Raw genomic sequence first — 16586 nt, 5'->3', positions numbered from 1 at the left:
ACATGTTAGAGAAATATCCTTTTTTACCGTTAATTGCCGTATTTGTAGTATTTTATTTTTTCATTTTAGCACCTCAAAGAAAGCGTGCTAAGCAAGAAAAAAAGTTTGCTTCAGAGCTTAAAAAAGGTGATAAAATTATCACTAAAAGCGGAATGCATGGTAAGGTTGTTGAATTGAATGATAAAGATGCTTCATGTGTAGTAGAAACTATGGCGGGTAAAATTAAGTTTGATAGATCTGCAATTTCTATGGAAATGAGTTCTAAACTTAACGCACCAGTTGAAGTTAAGAAAGAAGCTAAAAAATAATAAATTTATATTTTTTCAATAAAAAAAGCACCTTTTTAAGGTGCTTTTTTATTTTATATATAAATCATTCAAACCTCTGTTCTTAGCAATTGGTTTCTATAATTTTCTTAGATAGATTAGTTAATATAGAGGAAAACTAAAGTTTTATTTATTTCAGATAAATCTGAAAACTTCTAATGCTATATAAGTTTTTGTTTTATTATTTATTTTGCTTTTGCAGCAGTAAGTTCACAAATTTTCACAATAACGGCAACAGCACTCTCCATACTTTCAACAGGTACATACTCATATTTACCATGAAAATTATGTCCGCCAGCAAAAATATTAGGGCAAGGTAGTCCCATAAAACTTAATTGAGAACCATCAGTACCTCCTCGTATAGGTTTTAATATAGGTTTTATGTGTAATGCTTCCATAGCTTCTTTTGCAGTTTCAATAATATGAAAAACAGGCTCTACTTTTTCTTTCATATTAAAATACTGATTTTTTATTTCAACTGTAATAGCATCTTTGTAAATAGCATTTAAATCATCTCCAATTTTAGAAACTAATTTTTTTCGTTCTTCAAATTTATCTTTATCATGATCTCTTATGATGAGTTCAATTGTTGCATTTTCAATTTCTCCTGAAATATGGTGAACGTGAAAAAAACCTTCACGACCTGTAGTCTTCTGCGGTACTTCTTCAGCTGGTAATAATGACATAAAATCATTTGCAATAGTAATGGCATTTACCATTTTACCTTTTGCATATCCTGGATGAACACTTCTGCCTTTAATTGTAACAATAGCACCAGCGGCATTAAAATTTTCGTATTCTAATTCCCCAATTTGGCTACCATCCATAGTATATGCCCAATCAGCACCAAACTTAGTAACATCAAACTTATGAGCTCCTCTTCCAATCTCTTCATCAGGGGTAAATCCAACTTTAATAGTACCATGCTTAATTTCAGGGTTGTTAATTAAGTATTCCATGGCTGTAATTATCTCTGTAATACCAGCTTTGTCATCGGCCCCTAAAAGAGTTGTGCCATCTGTAGTTATTATTGTTTGTCCTTTATATTGTAATAAATCATCGAAATAATCAGGAGATAGGATAATGTTTTGCTCTTCGTTTAAAACAATATCTTTTCCATCATAATTCTTAATAATTTGTGGGTTAATATTAGTTCCTGAAAAATCAGGAGAAGTATCAAAATGAGAAATAAAACCTATAACAGGTATATCTTCTTTTTTTGTATTATTTGGTAACGTAGCCATTATGTAGGCGTTATCATCAATAGTCACATCTTGCATACCAATAGCTTTTAAATCGGCTATAAGTTTGTGAGCTAAATTCCATTGTTTTTCAGTACTTGGTGTACTTTCAGATGTAGCATCACTTTGAGTATCTATCTTTATATAGCTAATAAACCTATCTATAATATGTTGCATTTTTATTTTTTTATAAAAATACAATTTGAATTAATTAAATAGATAAGCTATTTGGTTTTTTAATTGGTAATTTTATAATTGTTTTAACAGTTTAAAATTCCTAAATTATAGTCATGATAAGTTTATTGAAGTTTATCAAAAAAAATAGGGTATAAATATGTAAAACAAACTCTATACTTATATATGTTAATACTAACTAATACTCAAATTTATGAAGAACAAACAAACACTTAAATTAATGTTACTCTTATCCTTTATGATTGGAGTGGTGAAGAATGTTGCTGCTAATAGTTTTTTAGTAGTAAGTGAAGATGAGATAGCACTAAGTAATGTTCTGCTAGAAGTACAGCAAGATATAAAAGGTACTGTTTTAGATGAAGATGGAGCGCCATTAGCAGGAGCTTCAATTGTTAGAAAAGGAACGACTAAAGGAGCTACAACAGATTTTGATGGGAATTTCACTATTGAAGGTGCTGTTGGAGATGTTCTTATTGTTTCGTATATCGGTTTCGAAACTAAGAATGTTACAGTTAGTGGTTCGAAAATGACAATACAATTATCTTCTGGTTTAGCATTGGAAGAGGTTGTAATTGTGGGTTCTCGTAATCCTAATAGAACAGCAACAGAGAGTACGGTACCTGTTGATGTTATTGATATGAAGGAGTTAAATAATATTGCTCCACAAGTAAACTTAAATCAGATTTTAAATTATGTTGCACCTTCATTTACATCAAATACACAAACGATATCAGATGGTACAGATCATGTTGATCCAGCTTCGTTAAGAGGTTTAGGTCCAGATCAAGTTTTGGTTTTAATTAATGGTAAAAGAAGACATACATCATCTTTAATAAATGTTAATGGAACATTTGGTAGGGGTAGTGTGGGTACAGATTTAAATGCAATTCCTGCAGCAGCAATACAACGTATTGAGGTTTTAAGAGATGGGGCTGCTGCGCAATATGGATCAGATGCAATTGCTGGTGTTATAAATATTGTTTTAAATAAAAGTGTGAACGAGTTAACAGCAACTGTTACAACTGGAGCAAATTTCTCTAAAAATGCAAATGATCAAACAGGTGGCGTAGATGGTCAGACAACTAATGTTGCGGCAAGTTATGGTTTGCCAATTGGTGAAAATGGTGGTTTTATTAATCTTTCTGGAGATTTTGATGTGCGTGATGCATATGGTCGTATGAATGAATGGGAAGGCACTATATTTAATCGTTACAACACTATAGAACGCCTTGCGGGAGCTGACGGTTATGATATTTCTAATTTATTAGATGATGATGTTGCAGATGTTATTCAATATACAGATCAGGCAGGGTTTGATAGAAATGGCGCAACAACTAAAGAAGATTTAAGAACAGTTCTTGGTGCTGATAATACAACAGCGGAACTAGCAGCAAGAGGCCAAGAAAGAAGTGATTATAATATGCGTGTTGGTCAATCAGCATTAAGAGGTGGGCGTATTTTCGCAAACTTGTCTATTCCATTAGATGTAAATGGTACTGAATTGTACTCTTTTGCAGGTATCAGTTCTAGAACAGGTAATTCGGCAGGGTTTTACCGTTTACCAAACCAAAGCAGAACATACACGCCAGCGTATATGAATGGATTTTTACCTGAAATTAATTCAACTATAAAAGACAAATCATTTTCTTTAGGGATTAAAGGTAAAGTTGGTGATTGGAGTGTAGATTTTAGTAATACATATGGTAAAAACTCATTTTTGTATACTATTGGTAATACTTTTAACGCGTCTTTACAGAATGCATCACCAACTTTATTTGATGCAGGTGGATTTTCTTTTTCTCAAAACACATCTAATTTAGATGTTACTCAATTTTTTGATGATGTATTATCTGGTTTAAACATCGCTTTCGGTGCAGAGTATAGAGTTGAAAATTATGATATTGTTAGTGGAGAGCCAGCATCTTATGGTCAGTATACAGCAACAGGAGAATTAATTACGGTTTCAACACAGCAAGCTTCTGAAGATTTTTTCGGAAACTCACGACCAGGTGGATCTCAGGTTTTTCCTGGGTTTAGTCCTAAAAACGAATTATCAAGAGGTCGCAATAGTGTAGCTGCATATTTTGATACAGAAGCAGATATTACAGATAAACTTTTAATGAGTTTTGCTACTCGTTTTGAAAATTATAGCGATTTTGGTTCTACAATTAACTTTAAATTAGCATCTAGATATAAAATTTCTGAAAATATAAATGTTAGAACAGCTTTAAATACAGGTTTTAGAGCACCATCATTACATCAAATTAATTTTAATTCAACATCAACTATTTTTGATCAAAATGGAGATCCTCAAGAGGTTGGTACATTTGCAAATGATAGTAGAGCAGCTAAATTATTAGGTATCCCTGATTTAAAAGAAGAAACTTCTCAAAGTGCTAGTTTGGGTTTAACAGCTAAAATTCCTAATGCAAACTTAACAGTTACTATTGATGGTTATATCGTTAAAATTCAAGATAGAGTAGTGTATACAGGTCAATTTGAAGGCCCAGGAACTGGAACTGAATTAGATAATTTATTAAGTCAAGCTAATGCAACAGCAGCTTCATTTTTTGCAAATGCAATCGATACAGAATCTAAAGGTTTAGATGTTGTAATTACTCATAAAACATCATTTGGAGATGATTGGAGATTAAAATCAGATTTAGCAGGTACTCTATCAAAAACTAAAAAAGTAGGCGATATTAATGCTTCTCAAGTTTTAACAGATGCAGGTTTAATAGATACTTATTTTCCTGAAGATAGTAGAGTTTATTTAGAAGAAGCTGTGCCAAGAACTAAAATTAATTTATCGAATAGCTTAACATCTCAAAAATTAGTTTTCTTTTTAAGAAATGTATATTTTGGTGAAGTTACAGAAGCAACAACAGTTATTGATAATCAGCAAGTATTCGGAGAAAAATTGGTTACAGATTTATCTGTAGGTTATAAGGCAACAGAAGCCTTGACTTTCACAATCGGAGCAAACAACCTTTTTGATATTTATCCAGACAGAGCAGAAGAAGCTTTTGGAAATAGAAGTGATGGTCGTTTTGATTGGTCAAGAAGAGCTCAACAATTTGGTATTGGAGGTAGATTTTTATTCGCAAGAGTAAGCCTTAATTTAAAATAAGATTAGTATTCAATTTTTACAATAGAAAAAGCCACTTATAAAGTGGCTTTTTTATTTTCAAATACTTTTTTTCTAAAACAACGTTATTAAGGTATATACTTATTCTCTATAATAAATTTTTAAGATGACTTACAAACATATAATAGCACTTTTTGTTTTTAGTTTAACTTCAGTTTTTGCAACATCTCAAGTTTGTATATTGGATATTGGGAGCAAAAATTCAGAAAAAGTAATTGAAACTTTTCAACTAAAAGAAAAGCAACTTGAAACTTTAAAAGTTTTGAAAGATGATGTGAAGTTAGCAACTGATGCAATTGATGAAAAAGTTAAAGTGTTATTAGAAACACATCCTCAGAGTACTCCAGAAGAACTTACTGTGTTGGCTGAAAAACATAAAGAATTAGAGGAAGAGATGTTCGGTGTGATTATTGAATACGATCAAAAATTGATTTCAATTTTTAATGAAAAACAATACGAAAGATATGTTTTACTATGTAATACAGCGAGTAGAACTCCAATTACGATTACTGAAGAGTAGTATTATTTTTTTTGATAAAAGTGGTGGTAAATAGTTAATTTCATTGGTGATGTTTGTATTTTTGCAAAAATTTCGCTGAAATGTATAAATTATTAATACGACCTATTTTTTTCTTATTTGATCCAGAAAAAATACACCATTTTTCATTTTCAATGATTAAATTTTTCGGAAAAATTGGTTTTTCAAGAATTTTCAGATCTATCTATTCAATAGAAGATAAAAAACTTGAGCGAAAATTATTTGGTCTTACCTTTAAAAATCCAGTAGGCTTAGCGGCTGGTTTTGATAAAAATGCACAACTATACAACGAGTTATCCGATTTTGGTTTCGGATTTATAGAGATAGGAACACTTACTCCTCAGCCACAAGATGGTAATCCAAAAAAAAGACTTTTTAGATTAAAAGCGGATAAAGCAATTATTAATCGAATGGGGTTTAATAATCTTGGTGTTTTAGAGGCAGTCAAAGAGCTTAAAAAAGAGCATAAAGTTATTGTTGGAGGCAATATAGGTAAAAATAAGGTAACACCTAATGATAAGGCTACGGATGATTATTTAAGCTGTTTTAATGCTTTATTTGAACATGTTGATTATTTTGTTGTAAATGTAAGTTCACCTAATACACCCGGTTTAAGAGAATTACAAGATAAAGAACCATTAACAGCTTTATTAAATCAGCTAAAATTAGAAAATTCTAAATTGGCAGTTATTAAGGATGCAAAAGAAAAGCCAATTTTATTAAAAATAGCACCAGATTTAACTGATGATCAATTGTTAGATATTATCACTATTGTAGCCGATACAAAAATTGATGGTATAATAGCTTCTAACACTACTATAGCAAGAGATAATTTAAAATCTTCAGAATCTCTGTTGAAAGAAAACGGAGGATTAAGTGGTAAACCGCTTAGAGAAAGAAGTACTGAAGTAATTCGTTTTTTATCAGAAAAAAGTAATAAGGCGTTTCCAATTATAGGGGTAGGTGGTATTAATACAGCAGAAGATGCATTAGAAAAATTAGATGCAGGTGCTGATTTAATACAACTATGGACTGGTTTCATTTATGAAGGGCCAGCTTTAGTTAAAAAAATAAATAAAGCAATTTTAGAAAAGCAAGCTTAATTATTTCGTCCAATAATCTACTACTAAAACATCATCTAAGTAAGAATCTAATAAAGTTCCGAAAGCTTTGTGATCTGGGTGAGGTAAATAAATTGCCCTATCAGCTTCGTTTTTAAAAGTTAAGAAAAAGCAATGAGTAAGTCCTTTATTAAGATTCTCTGGACTGTTGTTTAATCCCCATTCATAATCTAGTATTTGAGGTATTTTAGAGGGTAATTCGTTAAATGCATTTTCTATTTCTTTTATTTTTTCATCAGGAGCATTGTCTTTAAATTTAAAAAGTACGACATGCCTGAGCAGAGAGTCATTTTCTGATATCATCAAATTAGTTGTTTTGGGAGTTTTTGTTTCAAAAGTGTTGAAGCTTAAGAGTAATAATGAAGAAACAATTGTGTAAATAAATAATTTAAGATTCATGTTTTTTATACAAGATATAAAATAAAGCACAATCTTATTTGTATTTTGTAATTTCAAAAAGCATTATGAAATTTGAACTATCAAATACTTTTGGCATTTGTTTTAGCAACAGCTACACTAGCCGTATCTCCAGGACCAGATAATATATTTGTACTCACACAGAGTATTGCTAATGGTAAAAGAAAAGGCTTAGCCACTGTTTATGGCTTAATTTCTGGTTGTTTGGTGCATACATCGCTTTTGGCTTTTGGTGTTTCGGCATTAATAAAAGAGAATGAATCAATCTATTTTATTATAAAATTATTTGGAGCAGCTTATCTGGTGTATTTAGCCTTTATGGTTTGTAAAAGTCCTTCTGATATAAATTTGCAGCAGAAGGGTGTAACTGATAAATCAGATTTTCAGTTATTTAAGCAAGGTTTTATAATGAATGTGTTAAACCCAAAGGTTACCATTTTTTTCTTAGCTTTCTTTCCTGGGTTTTTATTTAGTGAAACAATAAGCGCATTATTACAGTTTTATATTTTAGGATTGCTGTTTATGTTTGTTTCGTTTATTATTTTTAGTTTAATTGCAATTCTTGCAAGTCAACTCTCAAGTTTTATTAAGGGAAATAATAAGGTTGGAGTCGTTTTAAAATGGCTTCAGGTATCTGTTTTCTTGGGTATTGCAGTCTATCTGTTATTTTCAAATAAATAGTAGTAATTTTGATAACTAGAGTAACTATAAAGCAATGTCTAATAAAGTTAAAATAGTTGAATGTCCGAGAGATGCCATGCAAGGCATTAAAACCTTTATACCTACGGCTGAAAAGGTAAAGTATATTCAATCGTTATTAGGTTGTGGTTTTGATACTATTGATGTTGGTAGTTTTGTTTCCCCGAAAGCAATACCACAAATGGTAGATACAGCAGAGGTTCTTTCTTTGTTAGATTTATCGAAAACAGAAAGTAAATTACTAGCTATTGTTGCTAATACTCGCGGAGCAGAAGATGCTGCAGCGCAATCAAAAATAGATTACTTAGGTTATCCATTTTCTATTTCTGAAAACTTCCAAATGCGTAATACGCATAAAACTATAGCAGAGTCAATTGATATTTTGAAAGAGATAATTGAAATAGCTAAATCGAATAATAAAAAAGTAGTTACTTATATTTCGATGGGTTTCGGAAATCCTTACGGCGACCCTTGGAATGTTGATATAGTAGGAGAGTGGACTGAAAAGTTGGTAAATATGGGGGTTGATGTTTTATCACTTTCTGATACAGTGGGCACATCAACCAAAGAAGATATTACATATTTGTTTTCCAATTTAATTCCTAATTATCCAAATATTGAGTTTGGGGCGCATTTGCATACAATACCAACTAAATGGCACGAAAAAGTAGATGCCGCATATAAGGCCGGTTGTAGAAGGTTTGATGGTGCTGTACAAGGTTTTGGAGGCTGCCCAATGGCTAAAGATGAATTGACAGGTAATATGCCAACTGAAAAAATGCTTTCTTATTTTACATCAGAAAAGGCTAGTACAAATGTAAATTGGATGGTATTTGAGGCTGCATATAATAAAGCTACCGAGTTATTTTCTTCATATCATTAATAAGCTTTTATTAGTGAAATCATAAATTTTAAGATTTATTTAGATTTATTATAAATAAAATTTGTCAAATCCATTTTTGATAATATATTTGCAATCGAAAGATTATTTATATTAAATCTTAATAAGTATAGTTATGAAAAAATTGCTTTTATTGCCACTTTGTGCAAGTTTATTATTTGTTTCTTGTGATAATGATGATAACGATTCTGTAGAGGAAATTGAAGGGATTACAAATCCTTCATTATACATGTTTGAAAGAGATGGTATCTCGACAGTGAGTTTTGATGGACAAACGACTAGAATTTTAATGGCAGGGGAAACGGTAGATGCACTTAGGGCTTTTGATACAGCAACTGAAACATCATTAAATGCAATGTTTGCTCATGAAGAGGGTGCTAATGACTTTTCAGATACAGCATTAAATAGTTCAGATAAAAGTTTAAGAAGTAAAGTAGCGGCATCTTCAGATTTTTTTGCAGCTAATACTACTGAGGCTGCAATTATAAAAGCAGATTTTGAGGGTTATATTGCAGGTCAAATTAATGAGGTTTTTCCTAATGAAAATACAGTTGCATCTGCAGGTGTTGCAGGTCAAATTGCTGATGGTACCTCAACAAGGTATGTTAATGCTAATGGTTTGGAGTACAATCAAATGTTTGCAAAATCATTATTAGGGGCTTTAATGACAGATCAAATTTTGAATAACTACTTAAGTACTTCTGTTTTAGATGCAGAAAGTAACCGTGAGAATAATGATAACGATGTACTTGAAGATGGAAAAACATACACATCTATGGAGCATAAATGGGATGAAGCTTATGGTTATATATATGGTACTTCTGAAAATATTGCCAACCCAAATTTAACGATTGGTGAAGATGATAAATTTTTAAATGAATATACAGGTCGTGTTAATGATGATGCAGACTTCTCAACAATCGCTTCAGAAATTTTTGAAGCTTTTAAATTAGGTAGAGCTGCGATTGTAGCAAAACAATACGATGTTCGTGATGAGCAAGCAGAAATAATTCGTGAAAAAATATCTGAAGTTATAGCAGTTAGAGGTATCTATTATCTTCAACAAGCAAAAACAAAAATTGTAAGTGAAGAAAGAACAGGTTCATTCCACGCATTATCAGAAGCCTATGGTTTTGTTTATAGCTTAAGATTTACTAGAAAACCAGGAACAAATACTCCATTTTTTAGTAAAGAAGAAGTTGATGGATTACTTTTACAACTTTTAGGAGATGGTGAAAATGGTTTATGGGATTTAGAGGCAGAAACAATAGAAGAAATATCAGAAGCTATTGCTGCTAAATTTGATTTTACTGTTGCACAAGCTGCAAGTGTTGAATAATTATATTTTACATAAATAAAAAATTAAGCCTTCTTTATAGTATAAAGAAGGCTTAGTGTTGATAAAAAGATTGGTATGAAAATGATGAAAATTTGGAGTTGTATTCTTATAGGATTAGTAGTTTTTGCTTGTTCTACAAGTGATGATGGAGAATCTGATGGTGGACCAGGAATTGAAGATTCTTTTGATAGAGGAGCAATGCTTATAAATTGGGCTGATAATATAATTATACCTGCTCATGAATCTTTTAATATTAGTGCTGCTGCTTTAGCCCAAGCTTCAACAGTGTTTACTGAAAATCCTAATGAAGAAAATTTACAAAGCTTACGTGATATATGGGTAGCATCTTATGATTCTTTTCAAAGTGTTTCAATGTTTGAAATAGGGAAAGCAGAAGAAATTAATTTTAGAAACCGTTTAAACGTATATCCTACAGCTGTAACAAATATAGAAAGTAGTATTACTAGTGGATCTTATAATTTTGCATTACCATCAAATATAGCTATTCAAGGTTTTCCTGCAATTGACTATATGATTAATGGTCTTGCAACTACAGATGTAGAAATAGTTAGTTTTTATAGTACGGGTTCAAATTCAGAAGGGTATAAAAAATATTTGAACGATCTTGCAACTACTGTTTTAGAATTATCAACAACAGTTTTATCTGATTGGCAAGGTAGTTATAGAGCTTCATTTGTTGCAGCAACAAGCTCTTCAGCAACAGGCTCAGTTGATAAATTGGTTAATGATTTTCTTTTTTACTACGAAAAATCGTTGAGAGCAGGTAAAGTTGGTATTCCAGCGGGTGTTTTTTCAACAGAACCATTACCTTTAAACGTAGAGGCTTTGTATAGTAAACAAATTGGAAAACAATTGTTGTTAAGTGCAATTGATGCAAGTCAAGATTTTTTTAATGGAAAAAATTTCAATTCAAATGAAACGGGTTTAAGTCTAAAAGCATATTTAGATTTTTTAAATACAATTAAAAATAGCGAAGACTTAAGTACTTTAATTAATAACCAGTTTGAAACGTCAAAAGTAAAAGCTGCGGAATTAAATGCAGATTTATCTTTTCAAGTTGAAAATGATAATACTAAAATGACAGAGACTTACGATGAATTACAACGAAATGTAATTTTGCTTAAAGTTGATATGATGCAGGCATTAAGTATAAACGTTGATTTTGTTGATGCAGACGGAGATTAATGAAATATTTACTGAACACATATTTATCTAAAAACACTAAGGCCGCTAATTTAGCGGTCTTTCGTGTTTTTTTTGGTTTAATGATGTTATTCAGTACAATCAGGTTTTTAAGTTATGGTTGGGTAGATAAATTGTATATTCAACCTAAATTTTTCTTTTCTTATTTTGGTTTTGAATGGATAAAGCCACTAGGTATTTACACTTATTTTTTATTTGCTGTATGTTTTGTAACCTCTATTTTAATAACTATTGGTTACAAATATAGATTTAGTATTGTTCTCTTCTTTCTGTGTTTTACATATATCGAATTGATGGATAAAACAACATACTTAAATCATTATTATTTTGTTAGCTGTCTTAGTTTTATGCTTATGTTTTTACCAGCTAATGCAACATTTTCTATAGACGCTTATTTAAATCCTTTAAAACAAAAATTGATTATTCCTAAATGGAATATAGACTGTATAAAAGTAATGCTGTTTATTGTATATTTTTATGCAGGTTTGGCAAAACTTAATAGTGATTGGTTATTGAGTGCTATGCCACTTAAAATTTGGTTACCATCTAATTACGATTTACCATTGTTAGGTAGCTTATTGCAAAAAGAGTGGGTGCATTATGCTTTTAGTTGGGGCGGTGCTCTTTATGATTTATTAATTCCTTTTTTATTATTATATAAACCAACACGTTGGTTGGGTTTTTTTCTAGTAATAATGTTTCACGTGTTAACTCGTATTTTATTTCCTATCGGAGTATTTCCTTTTGTAATGATAGTAAGTGCATTAATCTTTTTTGATGCTAGTTTTCATGAAAAGTTAATTCAAAAAACATCAAAACTTTTAAGCTTAAAGCCTATCAAACAAGATGGTGTTAGTAACCAGATAGATACAATATCAAATCATAAAATTCCACTGTTAATATTAGGTCTGTTTCTAATAATACAATTACTTTTGCCGTGGCGTTATTTAGCTTATAAAAACGAACTCTTTTGGACAGAAGAGGGGTATCGTTTTTCATGGCGGGTTATGCTAATGGAAAAAGCAGGTTACGCACAATTTAAAGTGGTTGATAAAGAAAAGGGGACTTCTTTTTTAGTTGATAATGATGATTTTTTATCTTCTTTTCAGGAAAAACAAATGAGTACGCAGCCAGATTTTATTTTACAATATGCACACTTTCTAGCGAATCATTTTTCTGATAACGGGGAGAAAAATATAGCAGTTTATGTAGAAAGTTATGTAGCTTTAAATGGTCGGTTGAGTCAACCTTATGTAGATCCGAAAGTTGATTTAGTGGAAGAAAAAGATTCTTTCAAACCAAAAAAATGGATACTTAATTTTAATGATGATATTAAAGGATTTTAAAACGATTATAATAGTAATATTTTTATTATTAGCATCTGCTTGTATGAATGCTCAATTTACTATTTCGGGCACAGTTACTAACGCTATAGATAACGAACCTGTAACAGGAGCAGAGATTTACATCTATGAGTTATCAAAAAAAGTTATTAGTGATTCAAATGGAGCTTTTACTTTCGAAAATGTAAAGTCGGGTACCTATAAATTAGTTGTTTTTTCTTTTGAATATGCAATATTAGAAAACACTTTAGAGGTGAATAAAAGCACTTCTTTATCTTTAAAATTAGAAACTCTTGGCGAAAAATTATCGGAAGTTGTTTTGGTGGCTAGAAAAGAAAAGATTTTTGCTTTAAATAAATTAAAGGCAGTAGAAGGGACTGCAATTTATGAAGGAAAAAAGAGTGAGGTTGTGTTAATTGATAATCTTACAGCGAATTTAGCAAGTGGTACAGCTAGGCAATTATATGCGCAGGTAGTAGGTTTAAATATATACGATAATAGTGATGCTGGTTTACAGCTTAATATTGGAGGTAGAGGCCTAGACCCAAACAGAACGGCAAGCTTTAATACGAGGCAAAATGGATATGATATTTCTGCAGATGTTTTGGGGTATCCTGAGAGTTATTATACGCCACCAGCAGAAGGTTTAGATAAAATAGAAGTGGTTAGAGGAGCAGCATCTTTACAGTACGGAACTCAATTTGGCGGGCTTATTAATTTTAAGATGAAGCAACCTAACCCTGACAAAGAAATAGAGTGGATTTCTAGGCAAACATTGGGGTCTAATAATTTATTCACCAGCTTTAATAGTCTCGGAGGTACGGTAGGTAAAACACAGTATTATGCTTTTTATAATTATAAAACAGGAAATGGATTTCGACCAAATTCTGAATTTGATTCTTATAATGGCTATATTCATGTAAACCATAATTTTACTGATAGAACAAAACTTACTTTTGAATTTAGTTATTTAAATTATTTGGCACACCAGCCAGGAGGTTTAACGGATCAACAATTTGAAGATGACCCAACGTTTAGTAATAGAACGAGAAACTGGTTTAATGTAGACTGGAAATTGTATTCTATGAGATTAGATCATGCTTTTTCGAGCAAAACAGACTTTAGTTTAAATCTGTTTGCTTTAGATGCTTTTAGAAAATCTGTTGGTTTTAGAGAAAATAGAGTTTCTCAAGAAGATGATTTAACAGCACCAAGAGAGCTTATTGTTGGCAATTTTAACAACTGGGGAGCAGAAGCTAGAGTTTTAACGCGATATAATTTATTCGATGGAGACCATACTTTTTTAATAGGCTCTAAATATTATCAATCTAAAAATTCAGAGCGTCAAGGGCCGGGAACAAATGGAGCTGATGCAGATTTTAGTTTTGCTAATGATGAATATCCAAACTATTCAAGACAAAGTGACTTTGAGTTTCCTAACTTGAATTTAGCAATTTTTGCAGAGAATATTTTTAAGATAAAAGATAATCTATCAATTACTCCAGGTATACGTTTCGAATATATAAAAACAGAAAGCGAAGGGGAGTTCAAGCAAATAAATTTAGATATAGCAGGCAATCCTATATTGAATGAAGATGTTTCAGATAATAAAGATTTTGCACGTCAATTTGTTTTATTAGGTGTTGGAGTGAGTTATAAGCCGCTTAATTCATTAGAGTTATATGGTAATTTTAGTCAAAATTATAGATCGGTTACTTTTAATGATATTCGTATTAATAACCCTTCATTAACTGTAGATCCAGATATTTCAGATGAAAGTGGTTATACATTTGATTTGGGAGCAAGGGGTAGAATATCTAATGTCTTATCCTATGATATAGGAGGCTTTTTATTGCGATATGATGATCGTTTAGGTGTCATACTTCGCTCTGTTAGTGATATTCAACAAGAGCGTTTTAGAAGTAATATAGGTGATGCTATAACATACGGATTAGAAAGTTTTGTTGATTTTAATGTGTGGGAAGTACTATCACATAACAAGAGTGGTAAGCTGAATGTATTTGCAAATATGGCATTTACAGGTAGTGAGTATATTTCATCAGAAGAGAATAACGTGGTAGGAAATAAAGTTGAGTTTATTCCTGATTTTAATATAAAAACAGGAATAGGTTTTGGATATAAAGATCTGTTAGGTAGTTTGCAGTATACATATTTAAGTAGTCAGTTTACAGACGCCACCAATTCTCCAAGAGATTTTGAGAGTCAAAGTGGTATCATTGGAGAGATACCTGCTTATGATATTTTAGATTTATCAGTATCATATTCTTATAAAAATTTCAAATTAGAAACAGGTGTAAATAACCTTTTAGATAATAGTTATTTTACGCGTAGAGCTACAGGCTATCCAGGACCTGGTATCTTACCTTCTCAGCCACGAACATTTTATACAACATTACAATTTAAATTATAACCTTATAAATTAGTATTCATTTATAATCAGCTAACCTTTTCATGTTATAAAGTTAAAATTCGAATAATGAGTTGTTCGATTCAATTAAACCAATAAATATCGTATATTTGCACGCAATTAATCTTTAATTGCCATGCAAGCACATCTTGATAAAATTGTTGGAGAAGGTCTTACTTATGATGACGTACTCTTAGTCCCAGCTTTTTCTGAAGTACTTCCAAGAGAAGTAAATATTCAAACAAAATTTACACGTAACATTACTATTAATGTTCCAATTGTATCTGCCGCTATGGATACTGTTACTGAGTCAAAAATGGCAATTGCTATGGCTCAAGAAGGCGGTATTGGTGTGTTACATAAAAACATGTCAATAGAGCAACAAGCGCTTAAAGTACGTAAAGTAAAAAGGGCAGAAAGCGGTATGATTATCGACCCAGTAACTTTACCATTAAACTCTGTAGTTCGCGATGCAAAAGCATGTATGAAAGAATTTAGTATTGGAGGTATTCCGATTGTTGATGCAGAGGATAAATTGATTGGTATCGTTACAAATAGAGATTTACGTTTTGAGAAAAACAATGATCGTCCTATTGCTGAAGTGATGACTACTAAAAATTTAGTAACAGTTGCAGAAGGTACTTCGTTAGAGCAAGCAGAAGATATTTTACAAGAAAATAAAATTGAAAAATTACCAGTTGTTGATAAAGACTATAAATTAGTTGGTTTAATAACTTTTAGAGATATTACAAAGCTTACTCAAAAACCAATTGCGAATAAAGATCAATATGGTCGGTTAAGAGTTGCAGCTGCTTTAGGTGTAACTGCAGATGCTGTTGAAAGAGCAGAAGCGTTAGTAAATGCAGGTGTTGATGCTGTTGTTATTGATACTGCTCATGGGCATACAAGAGGTGTGGTTGATGTTTTGAAAAAAGTAAAAGCTAAATTTCCTGATTTAGATGTTATTGTAGGTAATATAGCAACAGGTGAAGCTGCTAAATATTTAGTAGAAGCAGGTGCTGATGCTGTTAAAGTAGGTATTGGCCCAGGTTCAATATGTACAACACGTATTATTGCTGGGGTAGGTTTTCCTCAATTTTCTGCTGTATTAGAAGTTGCTGCTGCTATTAAAGGCAGTGGTGTTCCTGTAATTGCAGATGGTGGTATTCGTTATACGGGTGATATTCCAAAAGCAATTGCAGCAGGTGCAGATACGGTAATGTTAGGATCGCTATTAGCAGGAACTAAAGAGTCTCCTGGAGAAACTATTATATACGAGGGAAGAAAATTCAAATCATATCGAGGAATGGGATCTGTTGAAGCGATGAAACAAGGCTCAAAAGATCGTTATTTCCAAGATGTAGAAGATGATATTAAAAAATTAGTGCCAGAAGGTATTGTAGGTCGTGTACCTTACAAAGGAGATTTGTTTGAGAGTATACATCAATTTATTGGTGGTCTTAAAGCAGGTATGGGTTATTGTGGAGCAAAAGATATTGCAACACTCCAAGATACTGGTAGGTTTGTGAAAATTACAGCAAGTGGTATTAATGAAAGTCACCCACATGATGTAACAATTACAAAAGAATCTCCTAATTATAGTAGGTAGACTTAAACTTTATAAAATGTATAAAAAGAGGTAACTTAGTTATCTCTTTTTTTTGTT

The 16586-nt window shown here is 31.4% G+C and carries 13 protein-coding genes; 11 read left to right on the top strand and 2 right to left on the bottom strand.

The window, feature by feature from the left end; all coding sequences use genetic code 11:
• Window positions 1–2: 2 nt before the first annotated feature.
• On the top strand, window positions 3–308 hold the full coding sequence (gene yajC, locus H0I23_RS09710; protein WP_216783046.1) for a preprotein translocase subunit YajC: 306 nt from the start codon (window positions 3–5) through the stop codon (window positions 306–308).
• 203 nt (window positions 309–511) lie between these two features.
• Here the strand turns inward: yajC and pepT are convergent, their stop codons facing one another.
• A complete protein-coding gene (pepT, locus tag H0I23_RS09705) occupies window positions 512–1744 on the bottom strand; it encodes a peptidase T (protein WP_216783045.1) in 1233 nt (410 codons plus the stop codon).
• A 211-nt stretch (window positions 1745–1955) separates the two neighbouring features.
• On the opposite strand from pepT, the gene H0I23_RS09700 reads away from it, so the two are divergent.
• The 3 genes from H0I23_RS09700 (at window position 1956) to H0I23_RS09690 (ending at window position 6551) form a co-directional block, all read left to right on the top strand.
• Window positions 1956–4892, top strand: coding sequence for a TonB-dependent receptor (locus H0I23_RS09700; protein ID WP_254073584.1), 2937 nt, complete (start codon window positions 1956–1958; stop codon window positions 4890–4892).
• Between the two features lie 124 nt (window positions 4893–5016).
• Window positions 5017–5430 (top strand): hypothetical protein, encoded by a 414-nt coding sequence (locus H0I23_RS09695; RefSeq protein WP_216783044.1) that lies wholly within the window; start codon window positions 5017–5019, stop codon window positions 5428–5430.
• A gap of 80 nt (window positions 5431–5510) precedes the next feature.
• Window positions 5511–6551, top strand: a complete 1041-nt coding sequence (locus H0I23_RS09690; RefSeq protein ID WP_216783043.1) for a quinone-dependent dihydroorotate dehydrogenase — start codon at window positions 5511–5513, stop codon at window positions 6549–6551.
• On the opposite strand, the gene H0I23_RS09685 is transcribed toward H0I23_RS09690, so the two are convergent.
• Window positions 6552–6968 carry a Dabb family protein gene (locus tag H0I23_RS09685; RefSeq protein WP_216783042.1) on the bottom strand — a complete coding sequence of 139 codons (417 nt, stop codon included), beginning with the start codon at window positions 6966–6968 and terminating at the stop codon, window positions 6552–6554.
• Window positions 6969–7040: 72 nt separating this feature from the next.
• Between H0I23_RS09685 and H0I23_RS09680 the strand changes: the two genes are divergently transcribed.
• From H0I23_RS09680 to guaB, 7 genes are all read left to right on the top strand, one after another.
• On the top strand, window positions 7041–7667 hold the full coding sequence (locus H0I23_RS09680) for a LysE family translocator (protein ID WP_216783040.1): 627 nt from the start codon (window positions 7041–7043) through the stop codon (window positions 7665–7667).
• Window positions 7668–7701: 34 nt separating this feature from the next.
• Window positions 7702–8568, top strand: coding sequence for a hydroxymethylglutaryl-CoA lyase (locus tag H0I23_RS09675; RefSeq protein ID WP_216783038.1), 867 nt, complete (start codon window positions 7702–7704; stop codon window positions 8566–8568).
• Window positions 8569–8701: 133 nt separating this feature from the next.
• The gene (locus H0I23_RS09670) at window positions 8702–9925 is read left to right on the top strand and encodes a DUF4856 domain-containing protein (protein ID WP_216783037.1); all 1224 of its coding nucleotides are present in this window, start codon (window positions 8702–8704) and stop codon (window positions 9923–9925) included.
• A gap of 75 nt (window positions 9926–10000) precedes the next feature.
• Window positions 10001–11131, top strand: coding sequence for an imelysin family protein (locus H0I23_RS09665; RefSeq protein ID WP_216783035.1), 1131 nt, complete (start codon window positions 10001–10003; stop codon window positions 11129–11131).
• Window positions 11131–12495, top strand: coding sequence for an HTTM domain-containing protein (locus H0I23_RS09660; RefSeq protein ID WP_216783033.1), 1365 nt, complete (start codon window positions 11131–11133; stop codon window positions 12493–12495). Before H0I23_RS09665 ends, H0I23_RS09660 begins: the two co-directional genes overlap by 1 nt.
• Window positions 12476–14923, top strand: a complete 2448-nt coding sequence (locus H0I23_RS09655) for a TonB-dependent receptor (protein WP_216786059.1) — start codon at window positions 12476–12478, stop codon at window positions 14921–14923. The genes H0I23_RS09660 and H0I23_RS09655 overlap by 20 nt, the downstream gene beginning before the upstream one ends.
• Before the next feature lie 133 nt (window positions 14924–15056).
• Window positions 15057–16529: an IMP dehydrogenase gene (guaB, locus tag H0I23_RS09650; RefSeq protein WP_216783031.1), complete on the top strand. Its 1473-nt coding sequence runs from the start codon at window positions 15057–15059 to the stop codon at window positions 16527–16529.
• Window positions 16530–16586 lie beyond the last annotated feature (57 nt).

Source organism: Cellulophaga sp. HaHaR_3_176, from assembly GCF_019021925.1.
In the GTDB taxonomy this organism is placed as follows: domain Bacteria; phylum Bacteroidota; class Bacteroidia; order Flavobacteriales; family Flavobacteriaceae; genus Cellulophaga.
Note: the sequence above shows the minus strand (reverse complement) of the source record. Positions and strands in the feature narration are given on the sequence as shown.

Bases quoted from the DNA above. Each gene is read 5' to 3' on its own strand.
- H0I23_RS09700 (WP_254073584.1), top strand. From the start codon at position 1,956: ATGAAGAACAAACAAACACTTAAATTAATGTTACTCTTATCCTTTATG.
- H0I23_RS09690 (WP_216783043.1), top strand. From the start codon at position 5,511: ATGTATAAATTATTAATACGACCTATTTTTTTCTTATTTGATCCAGAA.
- H0I23_RS09665 (WP_216783035.1), top strand. From the start codon at position 10,001: ATGAAAATGATGAAAATTTGGAGTTGTATTCTTATAGGATTAGTAGTT.
- guaB (WP_216783031.1), top strand. From the start codon at position 15,057: ATGCAAGCACATCTTGATAAAATTGTTGGAGAAGGTCTTACTTATGAT.
- H0I23_RS09695 (WP_216783044.1), top strand. From the start codon at position 5,017: ATGACTTACAAACATATAATAGCACTTTTTGTTTTTAGTTTAACTTCA.
- pepT (WP_216783045.1), bottom strand. From the start codon at position 1,744: ATGCAACATATTATAGATAGGTTTATTAGCTATATAAAGATAGATACT.
- H0I23_RS09655 (WP_216786059.1), top strand. From the start codon at position 12,476: ATGATATTAAAGGATTTTAAAACGATTATAATAGTAATATTTTTATTA.
- H0I23_RS09660 (WP_216783033.1), top strand. From the start codon at position 11,131: ATGAAATATTTACTGAACACATATTTATCTAAAAACACTAAGGCCGCT.
- H0I23_RS09685 (WP_216783042.1), bottom strand. From the start codon at position 6,968: ATGAATCTTAAATTATTTATTTACACAATTGTTTCTTCATTATTACTC.
- H0I23_RS09670 (WP_216783037.1), top strand. From the start codon at position 8,702: ATGAAAAAATTGCTTTTATTGCCACTTTGTGCAAGTTTATTATTTGTT.
- H0I23_RS09675 (WP_216783038.1), top strand. From the start codon at position 7,702: ATGTCTAATAAAGTTAAAATAGTTGAATGTCCGAGAGATGCCATGCAA.
- yajC (WP_216783046.1), top strand. From the start codon at position 3: ATGTTAGAGAAATATCCTTTTTTACCGTTAATTGCCGTATTTGTAGTA.